20 protein-coding genes are annotated in these 19,950 nt (G+C 45.9%); 2 read left to right on the plus strand and 18 right to left on the minus strand.

Annotation, left to right across the window (positions count from 1 at the left end; all coding sequences use genetic code 11):
- Nucleotides 1-137: 137 nt before the first annotated feature.
- The 10 genes from AB447_RS13415 to AB447_RS13460 form a co-directional block, all read right to left on the minus strand.
- On the minus strand, nucleotides 138-2,027 hold the full coding sequence (locus tag AB447_RS13415) for a PTS fructose transporter subunit IIABC (RefSeq protein ID WP_046132246.1): 1,890 nt from the start codon (nucleotides 2,025-2,027) through the stop codon (nucleotides 138-140).
- A gap of 13 nt (nucleotides 2,028-2,040) precedes the next feature.
- A complete protein-coding gene (gene pfkB / locus AB447_RS13420) occupies nucleotides 2,041-2,952 on the minus strand; it encodes a 1-phosphofructokinase (RefSeq protein WP_048353064.1) in 912 nt (303 codons plus the stop codon).
- Nucleotides 2,949-3,704, minus strand: coding sequence for a DeoR/GlpR family DNA-binding transcription regulator (locus AB447_RS13425; RefSeq protein ID WP_046132248.1), 756 nt, complete (start codon nucleotides 3,702-3,704; stop codon nucleotides 2,949-2,951). The genes pfkB and AB447_RS13425 overlap by 4 nt, the downstream gene beginning before the upstream one ends.
- A gap of 279 nt (nucleotides 3,705-3,983) precedes the next feature.
- Entirely contained in the window at nucleotides 3,984-4,637 is a 654-nt protein-coding gene (gene yknW / locus AB447_RS13430) for a YknW family membrane protein (protein ID WP_048353063.1), read from the minus strand.
- Nucleotides 4,638-4,780: 143 nt separating this feature from the next.
- On the minus strand, nucleotides 4,781-5,971 hold the full coding sequence (locus AB447_RS13435) for an ABC transporter permease (RefSeq protein WP_048353062.1): 1,191 nt from the start codon (nucleotides 5,969-5,971) through the stop codon (nucleotides 4,781-4,783).
- Entirely contained in the window at nucleotides 5,968-6,657 is a 690-nt protein-coding gene (locus AB447_RS13440) for an ABC transporter ATP-binding protein (RefSeq protein ID WP_048353061.1), read from the minus strand. Before AB447_RS13440 ends, AB447_RS13435 begins: the two co-directional genes overlap by 4 nt.
- The gene (locus AB447_RS13445; RefSeq protein WP_048353060.1) at nucleotides 6,657-7,787 is read right to left on the minus strand and encodes an efflux RND transporter periplasmic adaptor subunit; all 1,131 of its coding nucleotides are present in this window, start codon (nucleotides 7,785-7,787) and stop codon (nucleotides 6,657-6,659) included. The genes AB447_RS13440 and AB447_RS13445 overlap by 1 nt, the downstream gene beginning before the upstream one ends.
- A gap of 3 nt (nucleotides 7,788-7,790) precedes the next feature.
- Nucleotides 7,791-8,471 (minus strand): YknW family membrane protein, encoded by a 681-nt coding sequence (gene yknW, locus AB447_RS13450; RefSeq protein ID WP_048353059.1) that lies wholly within the window; start codon nucleotides 8,469-8,471, stop codon nucleotides 7,791-7,793.
- 84 nt (nucleotides 8,472-8,555) lie between these two features.
- Nucleotides 8,556-10,343, minus strand: a complete 1,788-nt coding sequence (locus AB447_RS13455; protein ID WP_048353135.1) for an ABC transporter ATP-binding protein — start codon at nucleotides 10,341-10,343, stop codon at nucleotides 8,556-8,558.
- Between the two features lie 42 nt (nucleotides 10,344-10,385).
- A complete protein-coding gene (locus AB447_RS13460) occupies nucleotides 10,386-12,143 on the minus strand; it encodes an ABC transporter ATP-binding protein (protein WP_048353058.1) in 1,758 nt (585 codons plus the stop codon).
- A 263-nt stretch (nucleotides 12,144-12,406) separates the two neighbouring features.
- Here AB447_RS13460 and AB447_RS13465 point away from each other — a divergent pair, with 263 nt between their 5' ends.
- Complete coding sequence (locus AB447_RS13465; RefSeq protein ID WP_048353057.1) at nucleotides 12,407-12,787, plus strand: Rok-like winged helix domain-containing protein; 381 nt, start codon at nucleotides 12,407-12,409, stop codon at nucleotides 12,785-12,787.
- A 32-nt stretch (nucleotides 12,788-12,819) separates the two neighbouring features.
- Here AB447_RS13465 and moaD read toward each other — a convergent pair whose 3' ends face one another.
- From moaD to AB447_RS13495, 6 genes are all read right to left on the minus strand, one after another.
- A complete protein-coding gene (gene moaD, locus AB447_RS13470; protein ID WP_048353056.1) occupies nucleotides 12,820-13,053 on the minus strand; it encodes a molybdopterin converting factor subunit 1 in 234 nt (77 codons plus the stop codon).
- Entirely contained in the window at nucleotides 13,046-13,543 is a 498-nt protein-coding gene (locus AB447_RS13475; RefSeq protein WP_048353055.1) for a molybdenum cofactor biosynthesis protein MoaE, read from the minus strand. Before AB447_RS13475 ends, moaD begins: the two co-directional genes overlap by 8 nt.
- On the minus strand, nucleotides 13,522-14,058 hold the full coding sequence (mobB, locus tag AB447_RS13480; RefSeq protein ID WP_048353054.1) for a molybdopterin-guanine dinucleotide biosynthesis protein B: 537 nt from the start codon (nucleotides 14,056-14,058) through the stop codon (nucleotides 13,522-13,524). The genes AB447_RS13475 and mobB overlap by 22 nt, the downstream gene beginning before the upstream one ends.
- Nucleotides 14,025-15,317, minus strand: coding sequence for a molybdopterin molybdotransferase MoeA (locus AB447_RS13485; RefSeq protein WP_048353053.1), 1,293 nt, complete (start codon nucleotides 15,315-15,317; stop codon nucleotides 14,025-14,027). Before AB447_RS13485 ends, mobB begins: the two co-directional genes overlap by 34 nt.
- 18 nt (nucleotides 15,318-15,335) lie before the next feature.
- A complete protein-coding gene (locus tag AB447_RS13490) occupies nucleotides 15,336-16,349 on the minus strand; it encodes a MoeB/ThiF family adenylyltransferase (protein WP_048353052.1) in 1,014 nt (337 codons plus the stop codon).
- A gap of 118 nt (nucleotides 16,350-16,467) precedes the next feature.
- On the minus strand, nucleotides 16,468-17,055 hold the full coding sequence (locus AB447_RS13495; RefSeq protein ID WP_048353051.1) for a molybdenum cofactor guanylyltransferase: 588 nt from the start codon (nucleotides 17,053-17,055) through the stop codon (nucleotides 16,468-16,470).
- A 152-nt stretch (nucleotides 17,056-17,207) separates the two neighbouring features.
- On the opposite strand from AB447_RS13495, the gene AB447_RS13500 reads away from it, so the two are divergent.
- Complete coding sequence (locus AB447_RS13500; RefSeq protein ID WP_048353050.1) at nucleotides 17,208-18,164, plus strand: coiled-coil domain-containing protein; 957 nt, start codon at nucleotides 17,208-17,210, stop codon at nucleotides 18,162-18,164.
- 134 nt (nucleotides 18,165-18,298) lie between these two features.
- Here the strand turns inward: AB447_RS13500 and rok are convergent, their stop codons facing one another.
- Entirely contained in the window at nucleotides 18,299-18,883 is a 585-nt protein-coding gene (gene rok, locus AB447_RS13505) for a transcriptional regulator Rok (protein ID WP_048353049.1), read from the minus strand.
- A 549-nt stretch (nucleotides 18,884-19,432) separates the two neighbouring features.
- Nucleotides 19,433-19,891, minus strand: coding sequence for a TlpA family protein disulfide reductase (locus AB447_RS13510; protein ID WP_057957606.1), 459 nt, complete (start codon nucleotides 19,889-19,891; stop codon nucleotides 19,433-19,435).
- Between the last annotated feature and the right edge of the window lie 59 nt (nucleotides 19,892-19,950).

The following is a 19,950-nucleotide window of genomic DNA, read 5'->3' on the forward strand; positions in this document are numbered from 1 at the left end:
TATCACGCAAAATATCGGCTTTTCCTATACTTTATCATAAGTCATGGGATATTTCCTAATTCGCATGCCTTCTGCCGGAAAAAACAGTAAAAAAGAAAGTGCCGCAGAGAGAACAAAGCGGCACTTTCTAGCACTTATTATTCAGCTGGAACCGGCTTTTTCAAGATGCCGAGCAAGACAGCTGTCACAACCGCTCCGATCAGGACGCTCACCAAATAGAGAAGCGGATGGTTTGTTGTCAGGAAGACGAACACTCCTCCGTGCGGAGCAGGAAGCGTGACTCGGAAAAATTGAGACAATCCGCCTCCGATTGCTGATCCGATTACACAAGCAGGGATAACCCGTGCCGGATCGGCTGCCGCAAACGGAATCGCACCTTCTGTGATAAATGACGCACCCATGAAATAGCAAGTAATACCAGCTTCACGGTCGCGTTTTGAAAATTTGTTTTTAAAGATCGTTGTTGCCAGCGCGATGCCAAGCGGAGGAACCATACCGCCCGCCATAATAGCAGCGTGAGGACCGAAGTTTCCGGCGTCAATCATCGCAATCCCGAACGTAAAGGCCGCTTTGTTGATCGGACCTCCCATATCGATCGCCATCATACCGCCCAAAATGATTCCCATTAAAACAAGGTTTCCTGTTCCAAGGCCTTCAAGCCAGTGCGTCAATCCGTCCATTATCATCTTGACCGGCGTATTGACGACATAATGCATGATAATTCCTGTAAAGAAGATACCGAATAACGGGTAGATTAAAACAGGCTTCAATCCGTCAAGCACTTGCGGAAGACCTGCAAATACTTTTTTCAAGAGAACGACGATGTAACCGGCAAGGAAACCGGCAATTAATCCGCCCAAGAATCCTGCATCAGCCTGTGTTGCCATAAAACCGCCGACCATACCAGGCGCAAAACCAGGGCGGTCTGCAATGCTCATCGCAATAAATCCGGCCAATACTGCAACGATTAATTTCAAGGCGTTTCCGCCGCCGATCGCATTTAACGCAGCCGCAAATTCATTATAAGAAGGGTCTCCAGGCTTCGCTGAGTTAATGCCCCAGAAGAACGAAATAGCAACTAAAATCCCGCCGCCTACGACAAACGGAAGCATGTTGCTGACACCGCTCATCAAATGCTTGTAGAAGGCATTTCCTGCGCCGGATTTTCCTTTTGCTTCACCTTCATCATTTTGGGAAGCGCCGCCGCCTTGATAAATAGGCGCATCTTGTTTGAGCGCCTGCTCAATCAGTTCTTTTGGACGTCTGATCCCCGCTGTCACCGGCACTTCGATGACGTGTTTGCCGTTGAAGCGTTCCATCTCAACCTGTTTATCGGCAGCAACGATGATCGCGACTGCGTCTTCGATTTCCTGTGCTGTCAATTTATTTTTCACACCGCTGGAGCCGTTTGTTTCAACTTTGATGTCAACGCCCATTTCTTTTGCTTTTTCCTTCAAAGCGTCAGCGGCCATGAACGTGTGCGCGATTCCCGTCGGACACGCCGTAACCGCGAGGATTTTTCCTTTTGCAGAAGGAGCTTGAGCCTCTTCAGCCTGCTCTTCTTCTTCATCATCTTTATCATGCATGTTGATGATGTCAATGATTTCGTCTTCAGTTGCTGCTTCAAGAAGCTGCTTGCGGATTTCTTCCCGCATGAGCAATGTTGACAGCCTTGACAGCGCTTCGAGGTGCGTGTTATTCGCCCCTTCAGTTGCTGCGATCATGAATACCAAATGGCTTGGCTGTCCGTCCAAAGATTCGTAATCAACGCCTTCTTTTGAACGTCCGAAAGCGATCGCCGGCTCTTTTACGCTGGCCGTTTTCGCATGGGGGATGGCAATGCCTTCGCCGATCCCTGTGGAGCTTTGTTTTTCACGGTTGATGACCGCTTCTTTGTAGCCTTCTTTATCATTTAACTTTCCGGCTTGATCCAAAACCGTTACCATTTCTTCAATAACGTTTTCTTTCTTGCTGCTCTCAAGGCTTAGTTTGATCGTATGCTTCGTGAGTAGCTCTGTGATTTTCATAACCTTTCCTCCTTTAGATGGCTTTGACCTGAACTTCAGGAAGCAGCTTGTGTACCAGCTCTTCCGTTCCGAGTTCTTCTGAGAAAGCCGTAGCGCTCCCTGAAGCGACCCCTAACCGAAAAGCCTCTTCGATGCCCAGCCGCTTTTCGATGCCGGCAAGAAAACCGGCAACCACTGAATCTCCCGCGCCGACAGAGTTTACGAGTTTTCCTTTAGGAACGGTTGCGTGATATACCCGATCTTTCGTAAACAGCAGAGCTCCTTCTCCAGCCATGGAAACGATGGCGTTTTCCGCTCCTTGTTCGATCAGTTTTTTTCCGTAAGGAACCGCTTCCTCAGCTGTGTGAATCGTCGTCTGGAACATTTCTCCGAGCTCATGGTGATTCGGCTTCATTAAAAGCGGATTCATTTCCGGGGCCTTTAAAAGCGCTTCTCCAGAGATGTCAACAACAACCCTGACGTTTTTCTCCTTGCATTTTGCAGCAATCTTTTCATACGTGTCTTGAGGAAGTGAAGCGGGAATGCTGCCTGCCAATACGACGATATCCCCTTCCTGCATATCTGAAAACTGATCTAAAAACGCCGCAAAATCTTCGTCGGTGATCGACGGGCCCTGTCCATTGATTTCCGTTTCGTCGCCCGTTTTCAGCTTTACATTGATCCGGGTATCGCCATTTACCTCATGAAAGGCTGTCTCAAGCTTTTCTTCTTCCAAAAATGACTTGATATATCCCCCGGTAAAACCGCCGACAAAACCGAGAACCTTTGATGGCACATGGTGTCTGTTTAATACCCTTGAGACGTTGATGCCTTTGCCCCCCGGATATTTCGAATCATAAGCTGAACGATTTAATCCGCCCAAGGAAAAGTTTTCAACGTGAACAATGTAGTCGACTGATGGGTTGAGAGTTACAGTGTAAATCATGTTTTCACTACCTTTACGACAGTTTTTTCTTGATAGTTATCGAATGAATGCTTTGCAGATCCTGCTGTAATGATCGTTGCTTCGTCTAAACTTGCAAAGGCAGAAAAAGACATTTCCCCAAACTTGGAAGCATCGGCTAAAATGAAGGCTTTTTTCGCCTGTTTGACAGCTTTTGCTTTCAGGAGTGCTTCCTCGGGATCGGGCGTTGTATATCCCGCTTCCTTATGAATGCCGTTGACGCCGATAAAGCTCTTGTCAAACCGGTACTGGCCGATGGCCGAAAGAGCGGAGCCGCCCACGATCGCACCGGTTTTATGCTTTACCTGTCCGCCTAATAAGTAGAATGTAATGCCTTTTTGGATTAATGCCTCGATATGCATGACTCCGTTTGTGACGACGATTATATCCTTCTCTTGATCTATAAAGTCGATCATTTGCAAGGTGGTCGTCCCGGCATCTAAATAAATGCAATCGCCTTCTTCAAGAAGAGAGGCCGCTTCCTTGGCGATGTTTTTCTTTTCATGAAGGTTTTTGGATGATTTCTCAAGCATATCAGGCTCCGTCCGAATGTCGGACAGCCTTGATGCCCCTCCATGAACGCGCTTTAAATATCCGCGGGCTTCCAGCGTCGACAAATCTCTTCTGATCGTTGACTCAGATGCTTTTGTCAAGTTCATTAAATACTGGATTTTCACGACATCATGCTTTTTGATCTCGTCGATGATCAGCTGATGCCGTTCGGGAGTCAACACATTACCACCCCTCTTTGAAAACGCCTTCATTTCACTTACAATTCTATTGTAAACGCTTTTTCGACATAACTCAACAAAAATCTTTCAAATTCATTCAATAACCATCAAAATCCTTCACATTTTAACATCTTAACGCGATATATACCATTTGTAAACTGTATAAGCGATAAAAATCCGCAAAAATATGTGACATTATTATGATCTATTCATGCTCCATTCATTCGGGATAAACAATAGAACCTCATGCACAAGGCATGAGGCTGACAAAGGCCGGTTCCGTTAACTAGGTGAATTTATTAATAAAAGAAGAAGCATCCCGTATAAATAAGCCAAAAGAAGCTTAAGGATAAATAAAACGGCCACTCCGATCCATGCCGCCCGCTTTGAAGATCCGCCCGCTTTTTGCAGGCCGATCGCCGTTAGGGCAAATGACCAGATCGTAAAGATGTCGCAGGCGTTTAAAACGGTCCCAAGCGGTTCCTCGGCAGGAATCAATCCGTCCAGCGCCGTTACCGAAAAGACGATGTCGGAACCCGTCAAATAATAAATGACGTTGATGATAATGTCCCTAATGGCTGGGATGAAATTGACAAAAACGATTAACGAAAGCATCGTGATAAAATTTGTTTTTCCTCCGCCGATTTTCGCAAGCAGCCATAGCACTAAAGCACCAAGCACGAAGAAAATGACCGATTGGAAAATATTACGGACGATAATTGCAGTGCTTCTTACAGTGTTTAAATCCTCTTGACCGAATATGGCACTTTTGGAGATGACGAGATAGGCGGCCAAGGCTGATAATACAGCTACGATGATCATCGGCAGCCAGATGGCGGGCCGTTCTCTCATTCTTTCAAATTGCTTGGCGGGACTTGTGATGAGGCCGATTAAAGACGGCTTTTTTTCTTTTGCTGTTTCTATCGTTGCTTCCACTTTCTAATTCCTCCTGAAAATTCCTTTTTATGAATAAAGACAATACCCAGTCTAACATTTATCAGACTAAGTTTTATTAAAATCAGCTTAATTTTGTTTTAAATTCCAATAAAAAAAGACCGCTCGTCAAACGGTCTTTTCGTTTATTCATAGCGCAAAGCCTCGATCGGATCTAATCTGGCTGCTTTGTTTGCCGGAAGCATTCCAAAAATGACGCCGATTACCATGCTGAATAAGACCCCGCCGAGAACAACCTGCCAAGAAACGAGGGACGGCCACCCTGCCAAAAGAGAAACGAGTGAAGCTCCTCCGTATCCGAGCCCGATTCCGATCAGTCCCCCAATCAGGGTCAAAACAACCGATTCAATCAAAAACTGGGTGAGGATCTGTCCCCGCGTTGCTCCAAGGGATTTTCTGATCCCGATTTCCCTGGTGCGTTCAGTTACGGATACAAGCATGATATTCATGACACCGATCCCTCCGACCAACAGAGAGATGCCGGCAATTGAACCAATGATCGTCGTCATAATGGTTGTGACTTGGCCGATGCCTTTTGCGATTTCTTCCATGTTCATGACTTGATAAGAATCTTCAGTTCCGTGATGGTCATTCATCAGCTGCACGGCTTCTTCACCGACCGCCTTGATATCATCAGCGGACTGCACCTGAAGGGACACATTGCTGTAGTCGCTCGTGCCAAATGACATTTTCATCATCGTAAACGGCAAATACATTTCGCTCTGCTCAAACGAAAGCAGTCCGGTTTCTTTTTTTAGGATACCGATCACTTCAACGGGTTGTCCGTTTACCCATACGACCTGACCAAGCGGCGATTTTTTGTCAAACAGTTCCTCTGCCAATTTTTCAGAAATGATCCCCGCCCGTTTTCCCGATAGAAAATCATTTTCGGTAAACCCTCTGCCTTCTTTTATGTCCAATGAGTTGACATCCATATACCCGCTGTTAATACCGATGATTGAAGAATCGGTTTCCTCTTCGCGATAGCGGGCAGACATACTTTCTGTTTTTGAAGCGACAACCTGCTTAACTCCTTCAATTTCTTTTAAACTGTTAATATCGGCTTCTGTAAAGCTTGCTTCATAAGCGGCAGGATTGCTGGCAAGCTCTTCTTCGCTCGGTGAATAATATAATTCCACTGTATTGCCGGGACCGCTGATAGACTGTTTGAGCATCTGCTCCCCGCCTTGTCCGACGGCTACAACGACGATAACCGAACCGACGCCGATTATGATTCCGAGCATCGTTAAGATTGACCGCATTTTATGAGCCAACACAGAGCTTAGAGCCATCTGCACATTTTCCAAAAGGCTCATTCCCCCACTCTCCTTTGTCCTTCAGGAGAGACGATTTCGCCGTCGCGCACCAAAATCATACGGTTCGTATAATTTGCTATTTCCGGTTCGTGTGTAACCAATACGATCGTCGTACCTTCGGAATTCAATTCGGAAAATTGCTCCATGATCGAAATGCTCGTTTTCGTATCTAAAGCTCCGGTTGGTTCATCAGCCAAAACCAGCTTTGGTTCATTCACAATGGCGCGGGCAATTGCCACCCGCTGTTTTTGCCCACCGGATAGTTCATTCGGCATGTGAAGCATTCTGTCTTTTAGTCCAACCTTTTCTAAAGCCCTTTCGGCCCGTTCCTGCCTCTCTTTTTTGCCGATGCCTGCATAAATCATCGGAAGCTCTACATTCTTTTTAGCGTTAAGCCTTGGCAAAAGCTGAAACTGCTGAAACACAAAGCCGATCGATCGATTTCTGACCGCCGCCAGTTCCTTATCTTTATAAGAAGAAATATCTTCTCCGTCCAGCTTATACATACCTGACGTTGGGCGATCAAGACAGCCAATGATGTTCATGAGCGTTGATTTTCCTGAACCGGACGGCCCCATGATCGAAAGATACTCTCCCTGTTCAATGGCGACATCAATGGAATGAAGGACATCAAATGTCTCTTTCCCGATATGATAACTTTTTGTCACATTGGAAAGCTGAATCATCAGACTCTCACATCCGTTCCGTCAGTCAAATCGTCTGAAGGATTTAAAATGACTTGATCATCCGGTGAAATGCCTTCCTTTATTTCGATGAGGTTATCCACCGTTTCACCGATCTTTACGTCGACACGTGTTGCCTTGCCGTCTTTTACCGTATAGACATAGTACTGATCGTCTTCTTTTTTGACAGCTTTTGCAGGCAGCGTATTCGCTTTACGCTTATCTGTTTCAATATTCATGATCAATTTAAATCCGGGCTTTCCTTGAGGGAGCCGACCGGCGATTTTAACTTTGAGCGGATACTGTACGGCTTGCTCCGTTTCAGAAGCCCCCGCAGCCGCTGTTTCGTTTTGCCTTTCGGGCACAAGACCGACAGCTGCAACCCTTCCTCTCCATTCATGATCCTGAATGACGTCTGATGTCAACGCCACTTTCTGGCCTTTTTTCACCTTCAGCGTATCGTATTCAGACAATGCACCTTCAACGATGAGACGATCAGTATTGCCAATATGTATAACCGGCTCCTGAACCTCGGATTTTTTAGATGCCGCTTCCCTTTCGACGGAAATGACAGTTCCTTCAATTTCGCTGCGGACTTCAAGGTCACTCAATTGGCGCTCAAGTGATTTCTTCTCCAGATTATACTGCCGCAACTCGAGTTTCGCCGTTTTTTCTTCCATATCAAGCTCAGATCGCTGAGAATCAAATTGTTCGCCGGCTCCTTGCCCGCCGGCCTCTTTTTCTTTTTTGCTTAATGCTTTTTTCTTTTCGTTGATTTGCTTGAGTTTGAGCTGACTAGATTCTATCGCCAATTCATTTTTTTCTTTTTCCAGCTTCAGCTGTTCATTCGTATAGGTTAAGAGGACCGCTCCTTTTTTGACCTTGTCCCCTTCTTTTACTTTTATCTGATCGAGATCTCCCTTATCCGCCTCATAAAAAACAAATTGTTCATTTTCAAACTTTAACTTACCGGGAACCATAACGGTTGCCGCTATCTCCTTTTTCTCCAGCTTACCGGTTTTGAATTCGGCACCGGCGCTGCCGCCGGTTTGAGCAGCTGACCGGTACAAATTAAAACCGATAAATAGAGCGACAATCACAACTATACCGCTTCCGATCAATATTTTCTTCATCTTCTATGCACCCGCCGACATTGCATCAAAAAATCCGGATGCGACTGAGAATAACAAAAGAATTCCAAACAAGACAGCTACGCTGATCCACGCTGATTTTTTGGAGATTCCCCCTACTTTTTCAAGGCCGACAGCCAGCAAAACATACCCCCAAAGCGAGAATACTTCAAAGATATTTAAAATACTTGCAAGAGGCTGCTCAGCCGGAATGATGCTCGCAAGCGATGTTACATTGTACAGTGAAGTTGAGTCGGTAAAATATAAGAACAGTCCGTTGATCAGTAAGCCGATGCAGGAAATAAACATAATGAAAAGGTTTAAAGACAGCATGTTCCGGTAAGTTGTCGTACCGCCGGATATTTTGACGCAGAGCCAATAAATAAGCGGAGCAATAAAAACGGTTGCGATTTGTATAAATATTGTGCCGAATATGGCTCCGCCCACCGCAAGTGGTCTGACAATTTCAAGTTCCTCACCCGTTAATCCGGACTCTTTAAAAATCGCGTCATAATTAGTGCCCACAGCCGTATACACTGCACCAACTACGGTTAAAACGAGTACGAGAAGCAGCGGTCCCCATATTGCCGGCTTTGTTTTGATTCTTTCAAATTGTTCGCCGGGACTCGTAAGAATTCCAAATATCGAGGGACTTTTAACCGGATTTTTTTCCAAATTCGCTTCCATTCGCAATACCTCCAATAGTTTTTTCTGAATATGAGTACGAATCTTCCAGCCAAAAGTTTCATTTTTTCCGTTAATACGCAACTGTCATACTTTCAGCAAATGATATTGTGCTTTGACAAGCTCGTAGTAAATTCCCCTTTTTTCCATCAATTCCGAATTGCTGCCTTCCTCCATTTTTTTGCCATGATCAAGCACGATGATTTTATCGGCGTCTCTTATCGTGGAAAGCCTGTGGGCGATCATAACCGCCGTTCGCCCTTTTAACAAGGTTTTCAACGCCGCCTGAATTTTCACTTCCGTCTCTGTATCAATGCTGGCCGTCGCCTCATCAAGAATGAGAATGCGCGGATCTGCCAAAAGCGCTCTCGCAAATGAAATTAGCTGCCTTTCGCCCGCCGACAGCATATTGCCGCGTTCTTCCACCTCTGTGGCATACCCTTCCGGAAGCTCCGCAATGAACGCGTCAGCGCTGACGGCTTTTGCCGCTTTGATGACTTCTTCATCCGTTGCGTTTGGGCGGCCGAACCGGATATTTTCCATGATCGTTCCTGAGAAAATAAATGTATCCTGAAGAACGACGCTGATTTGTGAACGAAGATCAGACAGCGATATATCGGCTATCGGAATTCCGTCCACCTTCACCGTTCCCCCGGTGGCGTCGTAAAACCGGCTGATTAAGCTGGCGATCGTCGTCTTGCCTGACCCCGTATGCCCGACAAGCGCCAGCGACGTTCCGGCCGGAATGTCGAATGATACGCTGTGAAGCGCTTTTCGTTTCCCGTCGTATGAGAATTCGACCTTTTCAAATAATATGGCGCCTTTTAATTGCTTGATTTGGGCCGCATCTTCCTTATCAGCTACAATCGGCTTTTCATCAAGAAACTCAAAAATCCGTTCGGATGAAGCCATCCCCATCAAAAGCTGGTTGTACACCTGCCCCAGCCTTGATATCGGTTCCCAGAACATCCCGAGGTAAAAGGCAAAAGACACAAAGACGCCGATCGTTATCGTTTCATTTATGATTAGACTTGAACCGTACCAAATTAAAATCGCCGTTCCGACCGCATTTGTCATTTCCACGAGCGGTCGGAATGTCGCATTTTTTTTCGTTGCTTCCCGCCAGGACTCAAGGTTTTCGCCGTTTACGCCGTCAAAATACATCATGTTTTCTTTTTCTTGTGTAAAAGCCTGTGTAACACGGATTCCTTGGATGCTTTCATTTAAATGGGAGTTCAGCTTTGATTGCTTTAGGCGGACTTTTTGCCATGAACGCCTGATTTTTCTGCGCAGATTAGTAGAGATAAAAAACATGACCGGCAGCGTAATCATGATTGCAATCGTCAGCTCGGGACTGAGCGAAAACAAAATGACGATAATGCCAAGAAGAAGCAAGATATCCATCAGCAAATTGATGACCCCGCTCGTAAACAGCTCCTGAAGGGAATTGATATCATTCATGATCCGGACAAGAATGGAGCCTGCCGAACGTTCATCGAAAAAGCGGTGTGAAAGGCGCTGAACATGTGTAAACAAATGCTGCCTGAGATCGTAAATGACATGCTGCCCGAGCATGTTCATCCAGCGGATTCTCAAGACATTCGCTCCGTAGTTGATCAAGTACATCAGGCTGATGACGCATATTAAGATCAATAAGAGATTCATGTCCTTGCCTGCGATCGCTTTGTCAAGCGCATAGACGCCGATCAAAATCGGCACCGTCAGCCTGACAGCGGCGGCGATCATCACCGTCAGAAAAGACAAGGGGAGCAGGTTTTTGCGGTAAGGCTTTAAATATTTGAGCAAACGCCACATTTGCGACCAGTTAAAAGGCTTTTCAATGATTTGATCTGAGGAATAATAAAACCGGTTCATGAGCGTTTGTTTTTTCGCATGATTTTCCAAGGGCAAAACCTCCTATCGCGCAACATGCGGTTCATTCAGAATATTTTGGTCTTTATACTGCAAATCGAAAATCCGTTTGTACAAACCGTTTTGTCTTAATAGTTCTTCATGCGTTCCCCTTTCTTTGACAACGCCTTTATCAAGGACGAGTATTTCATCAGCATGCTTCAAGGATGAAATCCGATGGGCGATAATAAACGTCGTCCGGTCGCGCATTACATCCCGGAGCGCAAGCTGAATCCGGTGCTCCGTCTCCATATCGACGGCGCTTGTCGAGTCATCAAGAATCAGAATGCTCGGATTGAGACAGATCGCTCTCGCTATCGCAATCCGCTGTTTCTGCCCTCCCGACAGCCCGAGCCCCCTTTCGCCAAGCATGGTGTCATACCGATCCGGAAGCTCCATGATAAAATCATGGGCCTGGGCCCTTTTCGCACTTTCGATGATGTCATCCATCGATGCATCCGGTCTGCCATAAGAAATGTTCGCCCGTATGGTCGACGAAAATAAAAACGATTCCTGGGGCACAATCCCGATGTTGGAACGGAGCATCTTTAAGGAGTAATGGGAAAGGGGTTTTCCGTCGATTGTGACCGTTCCTGATGTCGGCTCGTAAAAACGGCTTAAGAGCTGTACGACGCTGCTCTTACCCGAGCCGGTACCCCCGATTAATCCAATCGTCGTTCCGCGCGGAGCCTGAAAAGACACCTCGTGCAAAGCGTCAGCGTTTCCTTCCGAATATTGGAGGGTCACGCCGCTGAACACGACATCACCATTAAGCCGGCCGGTTTCCTTCGGGTGAGCGCGGTCGGTTATATCCTCATCGGCGTCAAGAATCTCTAACAAACGCTCTCCTGATGCTTTTGCCTGTGAAAACAAGTTGATCACATAACCGAGGTTCATAATCGGCCACATCATGTAATTGACAAGGCTGAAAAAAGCGACGAGCTCCCCCGGCTGCAGGCTGTTTTGAATGACAAGCCAGCCGCCGAATGAGAGAAGCGCTATGAGACAAATATTTCCGATAAACTCCATCAAAGGGAAGAATTTCGACATGATCAATGAAGCATTCAAGCTTTTGGTTTGAAAGTGTTCATTCGAATCGGTAAATTTGTGAATCTCAAAATCTTCTTTTGATAATGATTTGACGGTATTCATGCCGCTGATATTTTCCTGAACTTTCGTATTTAATCTGGCAAAGGATTTTCTGATATGTCGAAATGCGGGGTGTACTTTTTTGTCGAACCGATAGACTGCTGCTCCCAAAAACGGCAAAGAGGCAATGGTGACAAGCGAAAGCGGGACAGAATAGGAAAACATGACGGATAAGCTGAGCGTCACGAGCAGCACAAACCTGATGGCTTCTGAAAAACCAAACGATAAAAAGAATCTGATACCTTCGACATCTGCTGTGAGACGGGACATCAAATCACCCGTTTTTGCGCTGTCATAATACGTAAACGGCAGCCTCTGAAGCTTTGCATACAGCTCTTTTCGCAAACGGTATACAGATTGAATGCCGAACATATCGCCGAGATATTGATGAAAAAACGTCGCAACGCCCTTAACCGCCATCACGGCAATAAAGCCAAGGCTGATCCAAATCACTAAGCCATAGCGGCCGCCGAGGATCACTTCATCAATCGTCATCTGAAGCATGATCGGATAGATGACGGTGATCGCTGTCAGCAAAAGCATCGAAAACAGCGACCATACAAACATTTTTTTATAAGGCCAATAAAAGGCTTTTAGTTTTTTTAGGGACTCCATTCGCATCAGCTCCTTTCCAATTCATGTAAACAAGGACACATCATCTAATATATCGGTTTCCGAAATGAAATTCCACCGATTTTAAAAAATTCAGACTTATTATGTAAACATTTTACCTCTCATGCTGGAAATCCCCTCGGTATCTAAAAATATATTTTTCCAAGTTTTTATAAAAAGAGAAAGGAAATTTTTTGATGAATGGAGGAAAATGATGTAAAATAGTAGAAAATATTATCGAATAATAAATGACGGAGTTGATTGCAATGTCGAAACGAGAGGCTTTAAAAAATCGGCTTCTCCTCTTAGGTGAATTGGAACAAAAAATCTGGAAAGACTTCAGAAAAGAACGAGAAGGAATCTATGCCAGGCTCGGTGAGCTTGACAGGGAAATCCATCGACATAGACGTTCCAATAAAGAGTATTATGCAGCACATTGCGTGGAAATTATTAAACAGCAGAAAGGAAAAATCGTGACGACGAAAGAGCTTAAAATGAAGCTGAGAGAACGGACCAATTTTAACGTTCACCGCATTAGTGAGCTTTATGAGCTGATCCAAAAATTAGAACCGAACATTTCGAAAGAGCGGCGCGGCTGTTTTCTTTACCTTGGGAATTCCTCCGATAAAAACGGCAACCGGTTATAGCTTATGCATAACCGGTTGCCGCACCTGTTTCTTCACCCGCCGCTTACCGGCGGAATAAAAGCGACTGTGTCACCTGACATTACGTCGCTCTCACCCCTCTTGTACTCTTCATTGACGGCGATCATTGCCCGTTCGATTCCCTGAAGCTGGTATGTTTCTTTTAAATATGCCTTGATGCGGTCTGTTGTCGTTTTCTCGTCGTCCACCGTGATGCTCTGCGTCCCGGCTTGTTCCGCAAGGCCGGCAAACAGGAGAATTTTAATCATGTTTTAACACCTCTTTCTTTGCCGAAGCCGCCGCTTCGATGTCTGGTTTGCCATCCGGATAAGCTGTCGTTTCAAGCTGATCGCCGATCCAGGATTCCCCGTTTTCCCAATGCTCTTTTTTCCAAATCGGAACGATCTGCTTGATCCGTTCAATCGCATATTCGTTCGCTTCATATGCCGCTTTACGGTGAGGAGAAGAGACGGCGATGACGACCGCGGCTTCGGATATGTCCAGCCTGCCGATCCTGTGGGTAATCGCCGCAGTCGCTCCCGGCCATTTTCCGCTGATTTCTTCCCCTATTTGAGAAAGCATTTTAACCGCCATCGGGACGTATGCTTCATATTCAAGATAAAGTGTTTTTTTTCCATTTGTCCATTCCCTCACAGTGCCGATAAACGTCGTAATCGCCCCCGCTTCCCTTTTTTCGACTTTTTTTACGACATCTTCGATCACGATCGGCTTCGCTGTTATGATAAATCGTTCAGACAAACGCCTTCCTCCTTTAAATGGTGTAATATGAATGATATGGCAGCCGGATCTTCGATATGGAAGGATTGTACGTCCGGCTTTGGTGCAGGCGGTTCGCCGCGCTGATAAATAACAGCGCGTACCCCTTCCAATTGTTCGATCAATTGATGGTCCTCTTCATGTCTGGCCATCACGATCTTTGGATAAGGCGCTTCTTTAAAACCTTCGATTAAGAGGCAGTCAATTGACAGCAAACGGTAGACAGAAATCAGCTTGTCAAGCGTCCAGCTTCCGCGTGCTGTCAGCTGAAAAACACCTGCGCCTTCAACTCCGGAAACCGCCGCTCCCGCACGCAAATAACGGTCGCTGTCCTTTCCTTCCGAAAAGGAGTCGGGCTCTCCACCGTGTCCGTGATGCTTCAAGCATGCGGCCTTTACGCCGAGCCGCTCCAGCTTTTCCGTGAGCCGTTCGATAAACATCGTCTTGCCGCTGTTTTGGTAGCCTACGATCTGGAGAATTGGAACATTTCCGGCCACAGCTGTTCACTCCCGTTCTCATCCCGATATAAAAGAACATGTACACGCCTTCCGGCTTCATAGCCCCTCGTACCTCCCGGCAGGACGACGAGTGCATTGGCATCCGCCAGCGAGGTGACCGCACTCGATTTATCCAAGCCGACAGGCTCTGCCTGGAGCATTCCGTCCTTGACCGAAACAAAAGAACGCACAAAGCGGGTAAACGGATTCGGCTTCGGAAAATCCCTGCTTAATACGGCTACAGCGCATAAGGCATACGGCTTTTGATCGAGAAGCCAGGTTCTGACGGAAGGCTTTACAAACAGCTCAAATCCGACAAAGCACGCCGACGGATTTCCTGAAAGCCCGAATAACAGCTTTCCGTCCAAATGAGCAACAGTCGTCACGCTTCCCGGACGCATCGCGATTTTATTAAATAACACTTCTGCGCCGAGCTTCTCATAAATAGCGGGCAAAAAATCAAAATCCCCGACGGAAACTCCTCCGGTTGTAATGAGAAAGTCAACTTTTTCAAGCGCTTTTTTCACAGCGTCAAAGCTTTCCTCGAAATCATCCGAAATTTTCCCTAAATATAGGGGGGTACCTCCCGCTTCTTCGACTTGCGCCATAACCATGCTTGCATTGCTGTTGCGGATTTTCCCGGGAACGAGAGGATCGCTGACATTCAACAGCTCTGTCCCGGTGGCGATGATACCGATCACCGGCTTTTTCACGACCGGTACCGATGCATAGCCGAAAGTCGCAAGCAAAGCGATCACTCCGGACGTTATTCTCGTTCCTTTCATTAACAGGACTGAGCCTTTTTCAGCGTCTTCACCTTTTTTTGAAATATTGTCTCCAGGCTGAAAAGAACGCTTCAGCTCCATATACTGTTTTTCGCCTTCACTGTAGGTTTTCACAAGTTCCAGCATGACAACCGCATCTGCGCCTTCAGGTATTTGCGCTCCTGTCATGATCCTGACCGCTTGAAAAGGCCCGAGTGTTTTTTCGGAAACAGCACCCGCACCGATGTGATCAATGACTTCGAATCGCACCGGATGTTCCCGGGAGGCGCCGGCCGTATCGGACGCCCTGACTGCGAAGCCGTCATATGGTGAACGGTCAAATGCCGGCACATCGTGATCAGCCGTTACATCCTCCGCTAAATATCTGTGCAGACTTTCTTCAAGATGAACCCATTCTATTTCTCCGTGTTTATGGTGCCGCGACACGAGCGCTGCAGCTTCATAAACCGGTATGGGCGTTCTTTTTTCGATCATTCAAAAAACCTCCTGTTGCTACATTCCGATCAGTCTGGCTAATACTGAATTGGCTTCCTTGATATCGTTCGTTCCGTGAACAAGCGCCCTCCCGTCATTAAAAATGACGATTCTGAACGCTTCATATGCGACATGAAGCAGATACTCATTTATGTCAACTTTCCCGATCGCGGCGAGCTTTTCGGCGAGCTCCTCTTTCGGGAGGCGTTTTAGCGCTTCGCTGCGGATCTGGACCGTTTCCCTTCCGCACAGCACGTCCGCTTTCTTTTGGCTTCTATCCGAAAGGTGGGGATAAACCGGCGCATGACCGCATGACGGGCATTCTTCATTCCTGCTGATCCGCATCTCAAAATGGGTGTTCATCCATAAATCAAAGGTCACAAAAGCGGTTTGAAGCGCTCCTTCCTTACCGGTCAAGATCTTTAATATTTCAGCCTGCTGATAAGCTGAGACCATTTGTACGGCCGGCGAAATGATTCCCGATGTATCGCACGTCGCCCCGCCGACCGGAATTTCTTCAAACAGGCAGGCGAGACAGGGCGTGCGCCCGGGAACGATTGTCATGTACATCCCCTGGCTGCTGACGCAAGCGCCGTACACCCAGGGAGTGCCCGTCTGTTGTGCGAGGTCATTGATGATCATGCGCGTCTCGAAATTGTCAGTCGCATCAATGACGGCATCCGCCTCTTCAATGAGAGACTTCAGCGTTTCGGCGTTGCCTTCTGCAACATATGTATGCAAGTTGACATCTCGATTAATTTGTGCCAGGCGGTTTTGGGCTGCGATCGCCTTCGGCAAGCGGTTTTCCGCGTCTTTTTCCGTATAGAGCTGCTGCCTTTGCAGATTGCTCCATTCCACGTAATCGCGGTCAATGATCGACAAATCACCGACGCCTGCGCGCACCAGCCCTTCAGCGGCAGACGTGCCGAGCGCTCCGGCGCCGACTATCAAAACATGACTTTTTTTAATTCTGTCCTGCCCTGCCTGTCCGATGTTTTGATATCTGATTTGTCTTGAATACCGTTCATCCATCAGGGGAATCTCCTTTGCTGTCTTTTTTAGTATCATATCACTTTTCCGCTGTAAAAATCTCTTTCTATTTTACCGCTTGACCGTCCGGAGGCTTCTTGAAAGCTTTGATAAAAGCGGTTCATTCAAAGCGAAACGGTTCTATTCTTTCTAAATCCGACTTTTTATTGACATTTGTAAATTCGTCTTTCTTCGCCCCGATTTCGCCTGCTTCAACGTACTCTACACAAATCTGCGAGAGGAAATCGCTGATTTTCAGCTGATCGCGACAAAGCTGCTCATAGATCGTTTGTTTGACTCTTTTATGATAGACCGCTGCAAGCGGCTGCGCCCTTCCTCCGGCGACAGGCACAACCGCATCTGCTCCTGTACCGATCAGCTGTTTCAAAGCGGCGACAGTCTCTTTCCGGATAAGGGGCGTGTCACAGGCTAAAACGGTATAAATATCCCCTTCTTCACACGACATGGCCGTATATATACCGGCCAGGGGCCCTTTCCCTTTGAACGGCTCAGCATCTTCAAGAACCGCTGTTTCTCCACTGGCTTTAAAACGCCCGGTAAGCTCCGGACGGCTCAATATGAGCGCTTCTCCCCCGAGAGCTTGTTTGCACCACTGATAGAGGGGTTTGTTCTTCCATAAGGCAAATGCTTTCGGTTCCCCAAAACGGCTCGATAATCCTCCTGCCAATATGACATGAACGGGCTTCATCGCTTCCCTCCTTCGTTCTGATAGACGTTTCAGTGAAAATCATAGCAAAACATACGAAAAAGGAACAAGTCTGTAAAAGACAGTTTTCGAAAGCATGAGCTGTTCAAATTTTGCATATTGTAGTTGTAACTTCTTTAGGAGGCTGGGTCACCATGAAAAAACCATCAGGTTCGCTGCCTTTTTTCCATGATTTGTCGCAGGAAAATCTTTTTTTAAAGGCGGAAGTTGCCAGATGCCATCAGCTGATTCATGAGCTTGAAGCAAGCTATTTTTATCAAAAAAACCGAAAGCTTAATAAAGAAAACAACGCGATGAAACAGGAGCTTGAGCAGCTGACATTGGAATTGCAGCGGGTTTTGGCAAACAAACAGGACGGGGCGGATGAAGAGCTGTACAGCATCAAAAGCGGACTGCTCGAAAAAATCGTGACGCTGCAGGAGCTGCTTCAAAATGAAACATTGAAGAGAAAGCAGGAAATAGAAGAAAAGCACCGCCTTCATTTAACAAATGTCAAAGCCGCGGAGGAAAACAAAAGTCTCTATCGGCAATTCAAAGCCGAAAAGCATCATGCAGAAACAGAAAAAAAGATGAGGCTTCAAAAGGAAGAAGAACTCGGAAAACTGGCAAAGGAAAATGCCCTCCTGAAAGACGATCTTCAGGCCAAAAGTTTTCAGCTCAAACAAATCGAAGCTGACGTAAGTTTATTAAAAGAGCGGATGATCGATATGAAAAACCGGATTGCAGAGGCGGAAAAAACGAAGGAAACGCTGTTTTACGAAACGATCGTTTCGTACAAAAGGCAGCTTGATGAAAGCGACAAGTGGATCGCTTCTCATTTTGCCGATATTGACGCATATCATCAAACGAAGAAGGAAGCGCAGCAGGACAGCGCATTGTTTGAGCGTTCAGAACAGGTTGAAGAGGTTCTTCAATCCGTGACAGAACAAGTCGATATTCTGCAAAAGCAGCTGAGCACCATTCATAAAAACGACAGCATCATGGAACATAAAATTGAAGAATGGAAAAAACAGTATAAAGAAGAGACCCCTCCTCAAAAGTGGGTCTATAAAATAAAACGTAAGGATAAAGAAACGAATCCTTTAAACTGAACGAAACTTTAAGGGAATAAATGGATAAAACTGCTTGAGAATTGACTCAAGCAGTTTTAAGAACACGGCGGCCTGTTTAGCCGCTCTCCTTATCCTTATCAATGCAAGCGCTATCTGAGAAATTAAGGATAAAACTATTGCTTTTCTGTTTCGGTAGAGATGTCTCCCTCTAATATATATTGACCGCGGTATGGTTTTTTGACTTCCGGATACATTTTAATAAGACTTTGCATGAAGGTTGTCATATTCGGAATTTCAAGCCCGCTTTCTTTTTCAATTTCTTTTTGAAGTTCGGAGCTTTTGATCGCCGCATTGTGACGCTTCAACGTTTTAATCGCCGCTTCACGCAGTTTTGCAGCTTTTGAACCCGGACGTGCCGTCCCCCTTCTGCGCCGCGTTGTACCGTCTGGAATTCCGGCAGGCAGTGCGGAGGCTTGCGGAGAAGTCTGCTGCTGAGTTTTTTGAGATGTCTGCATTTGTTGCTGCTGATAGCTTTTCATCTCCTGTGCAGCTAATTCAGCTAAAACAGGGAGCGATTCGGTTTTTCGCTCTGTGCGAAAATCTTTTTTTGTATCGTTATTAAAGCTGGATGGGCGATCCAATTCACGCAGCTTTGCATATATATTGTCACGCTCAATTTGATACTCCCTAATGACCTTAACCTCAGCTTCATTTAGCTGCTCCAATCGTAAACGCAATGCTTCCCTCTCGTTAAACATACCGTTTTTACCCTCCTATCAGAATAAATAACCCTCTAATAAAAATATTAGATTACCAAACTAATTTTATCAATTATTTTTTCGTTTTTCTACTGTTGTTTCCCGTTAAGAAAATAGAACTAAATTTCTGTGAAGGTTGAATCCATGGGGTTTTTTGCAGTACATCGGCCTATCTCACCTCTTATGTCGAAATATGGTAAATGATGAAGAAACCTAGAAAATTACTTTTGAGATGAACATAATTAAGCAACTGAATATACCGATCCGCACGTACTGGAAAGTGTGAGAAAACAGTGATCTATAGGGCTTATAAATCCAGAATATTCTAAATTGGTTGACACTTCGTGTCGAAATGGCATACATGAATGGACAGGGGACGGGCAATATAACGCTTCATTAAAAACAGGTAATTAGACTCATTGAAATCAACTGAAAGAGGCTAATGATTCATTTGATAAGAGAGGCTGAATGCGGAATTTTTTTTTGAAATTTTTTTCGGAAGCACCCGGATAAATAAAAAACCCCAAAAAAAACGGGGTTTTTTTATTTTTATTCAGCAGCCTGCTCTGATTCGGCAAGAACACGGTTCACGCGTTTTTCGAGCATTTTCATTCCGCTGCCTCCCGCCTGGAAATGGCGAAGCTGTCCTGTTTTGTCAAACACATAATAAGCCGGCACATATTCATTCTCAAACGCATCCGTTAATTTATGTTCGCTGTCGACAAATATCGGCTGTGTAATATCGTGTTCAGCGGCCACTTCTTTAATTTTATTGATATCAAGGTCATCTTCGGAACGCGGCATATGCACGGCTACTACGTTTAATTTATCGCTGTAGCGGTCGCGGAATTCGTTGACCTGCGGCATCGCTTCTTTGCATAAATGGCAGCTGATTGACCAGAAATGAATCAGCGTCGGCTTTTCGCCGATCAGCTCCTCTTTTGACACTTCTCCGTTAAACCATTCTGTTGCGCCAGTAAGCTCCGGCATAGGCTGACGTAATTTCATGTTTTTTCCTCCATTTTCATTTGTTCGATGAAAAAGGCCTAACAAATGTTAGACCTTTC

Source organism: Bacillus glycinifermentans, assembly GCF_001042475.2.
Taxonomy (GTDB): domain Bacteria; phylum Bacillota; class Bacilli; order Bacillales; family Bacillaceae; genus Bacillus; species Bacillus glycinifermentans.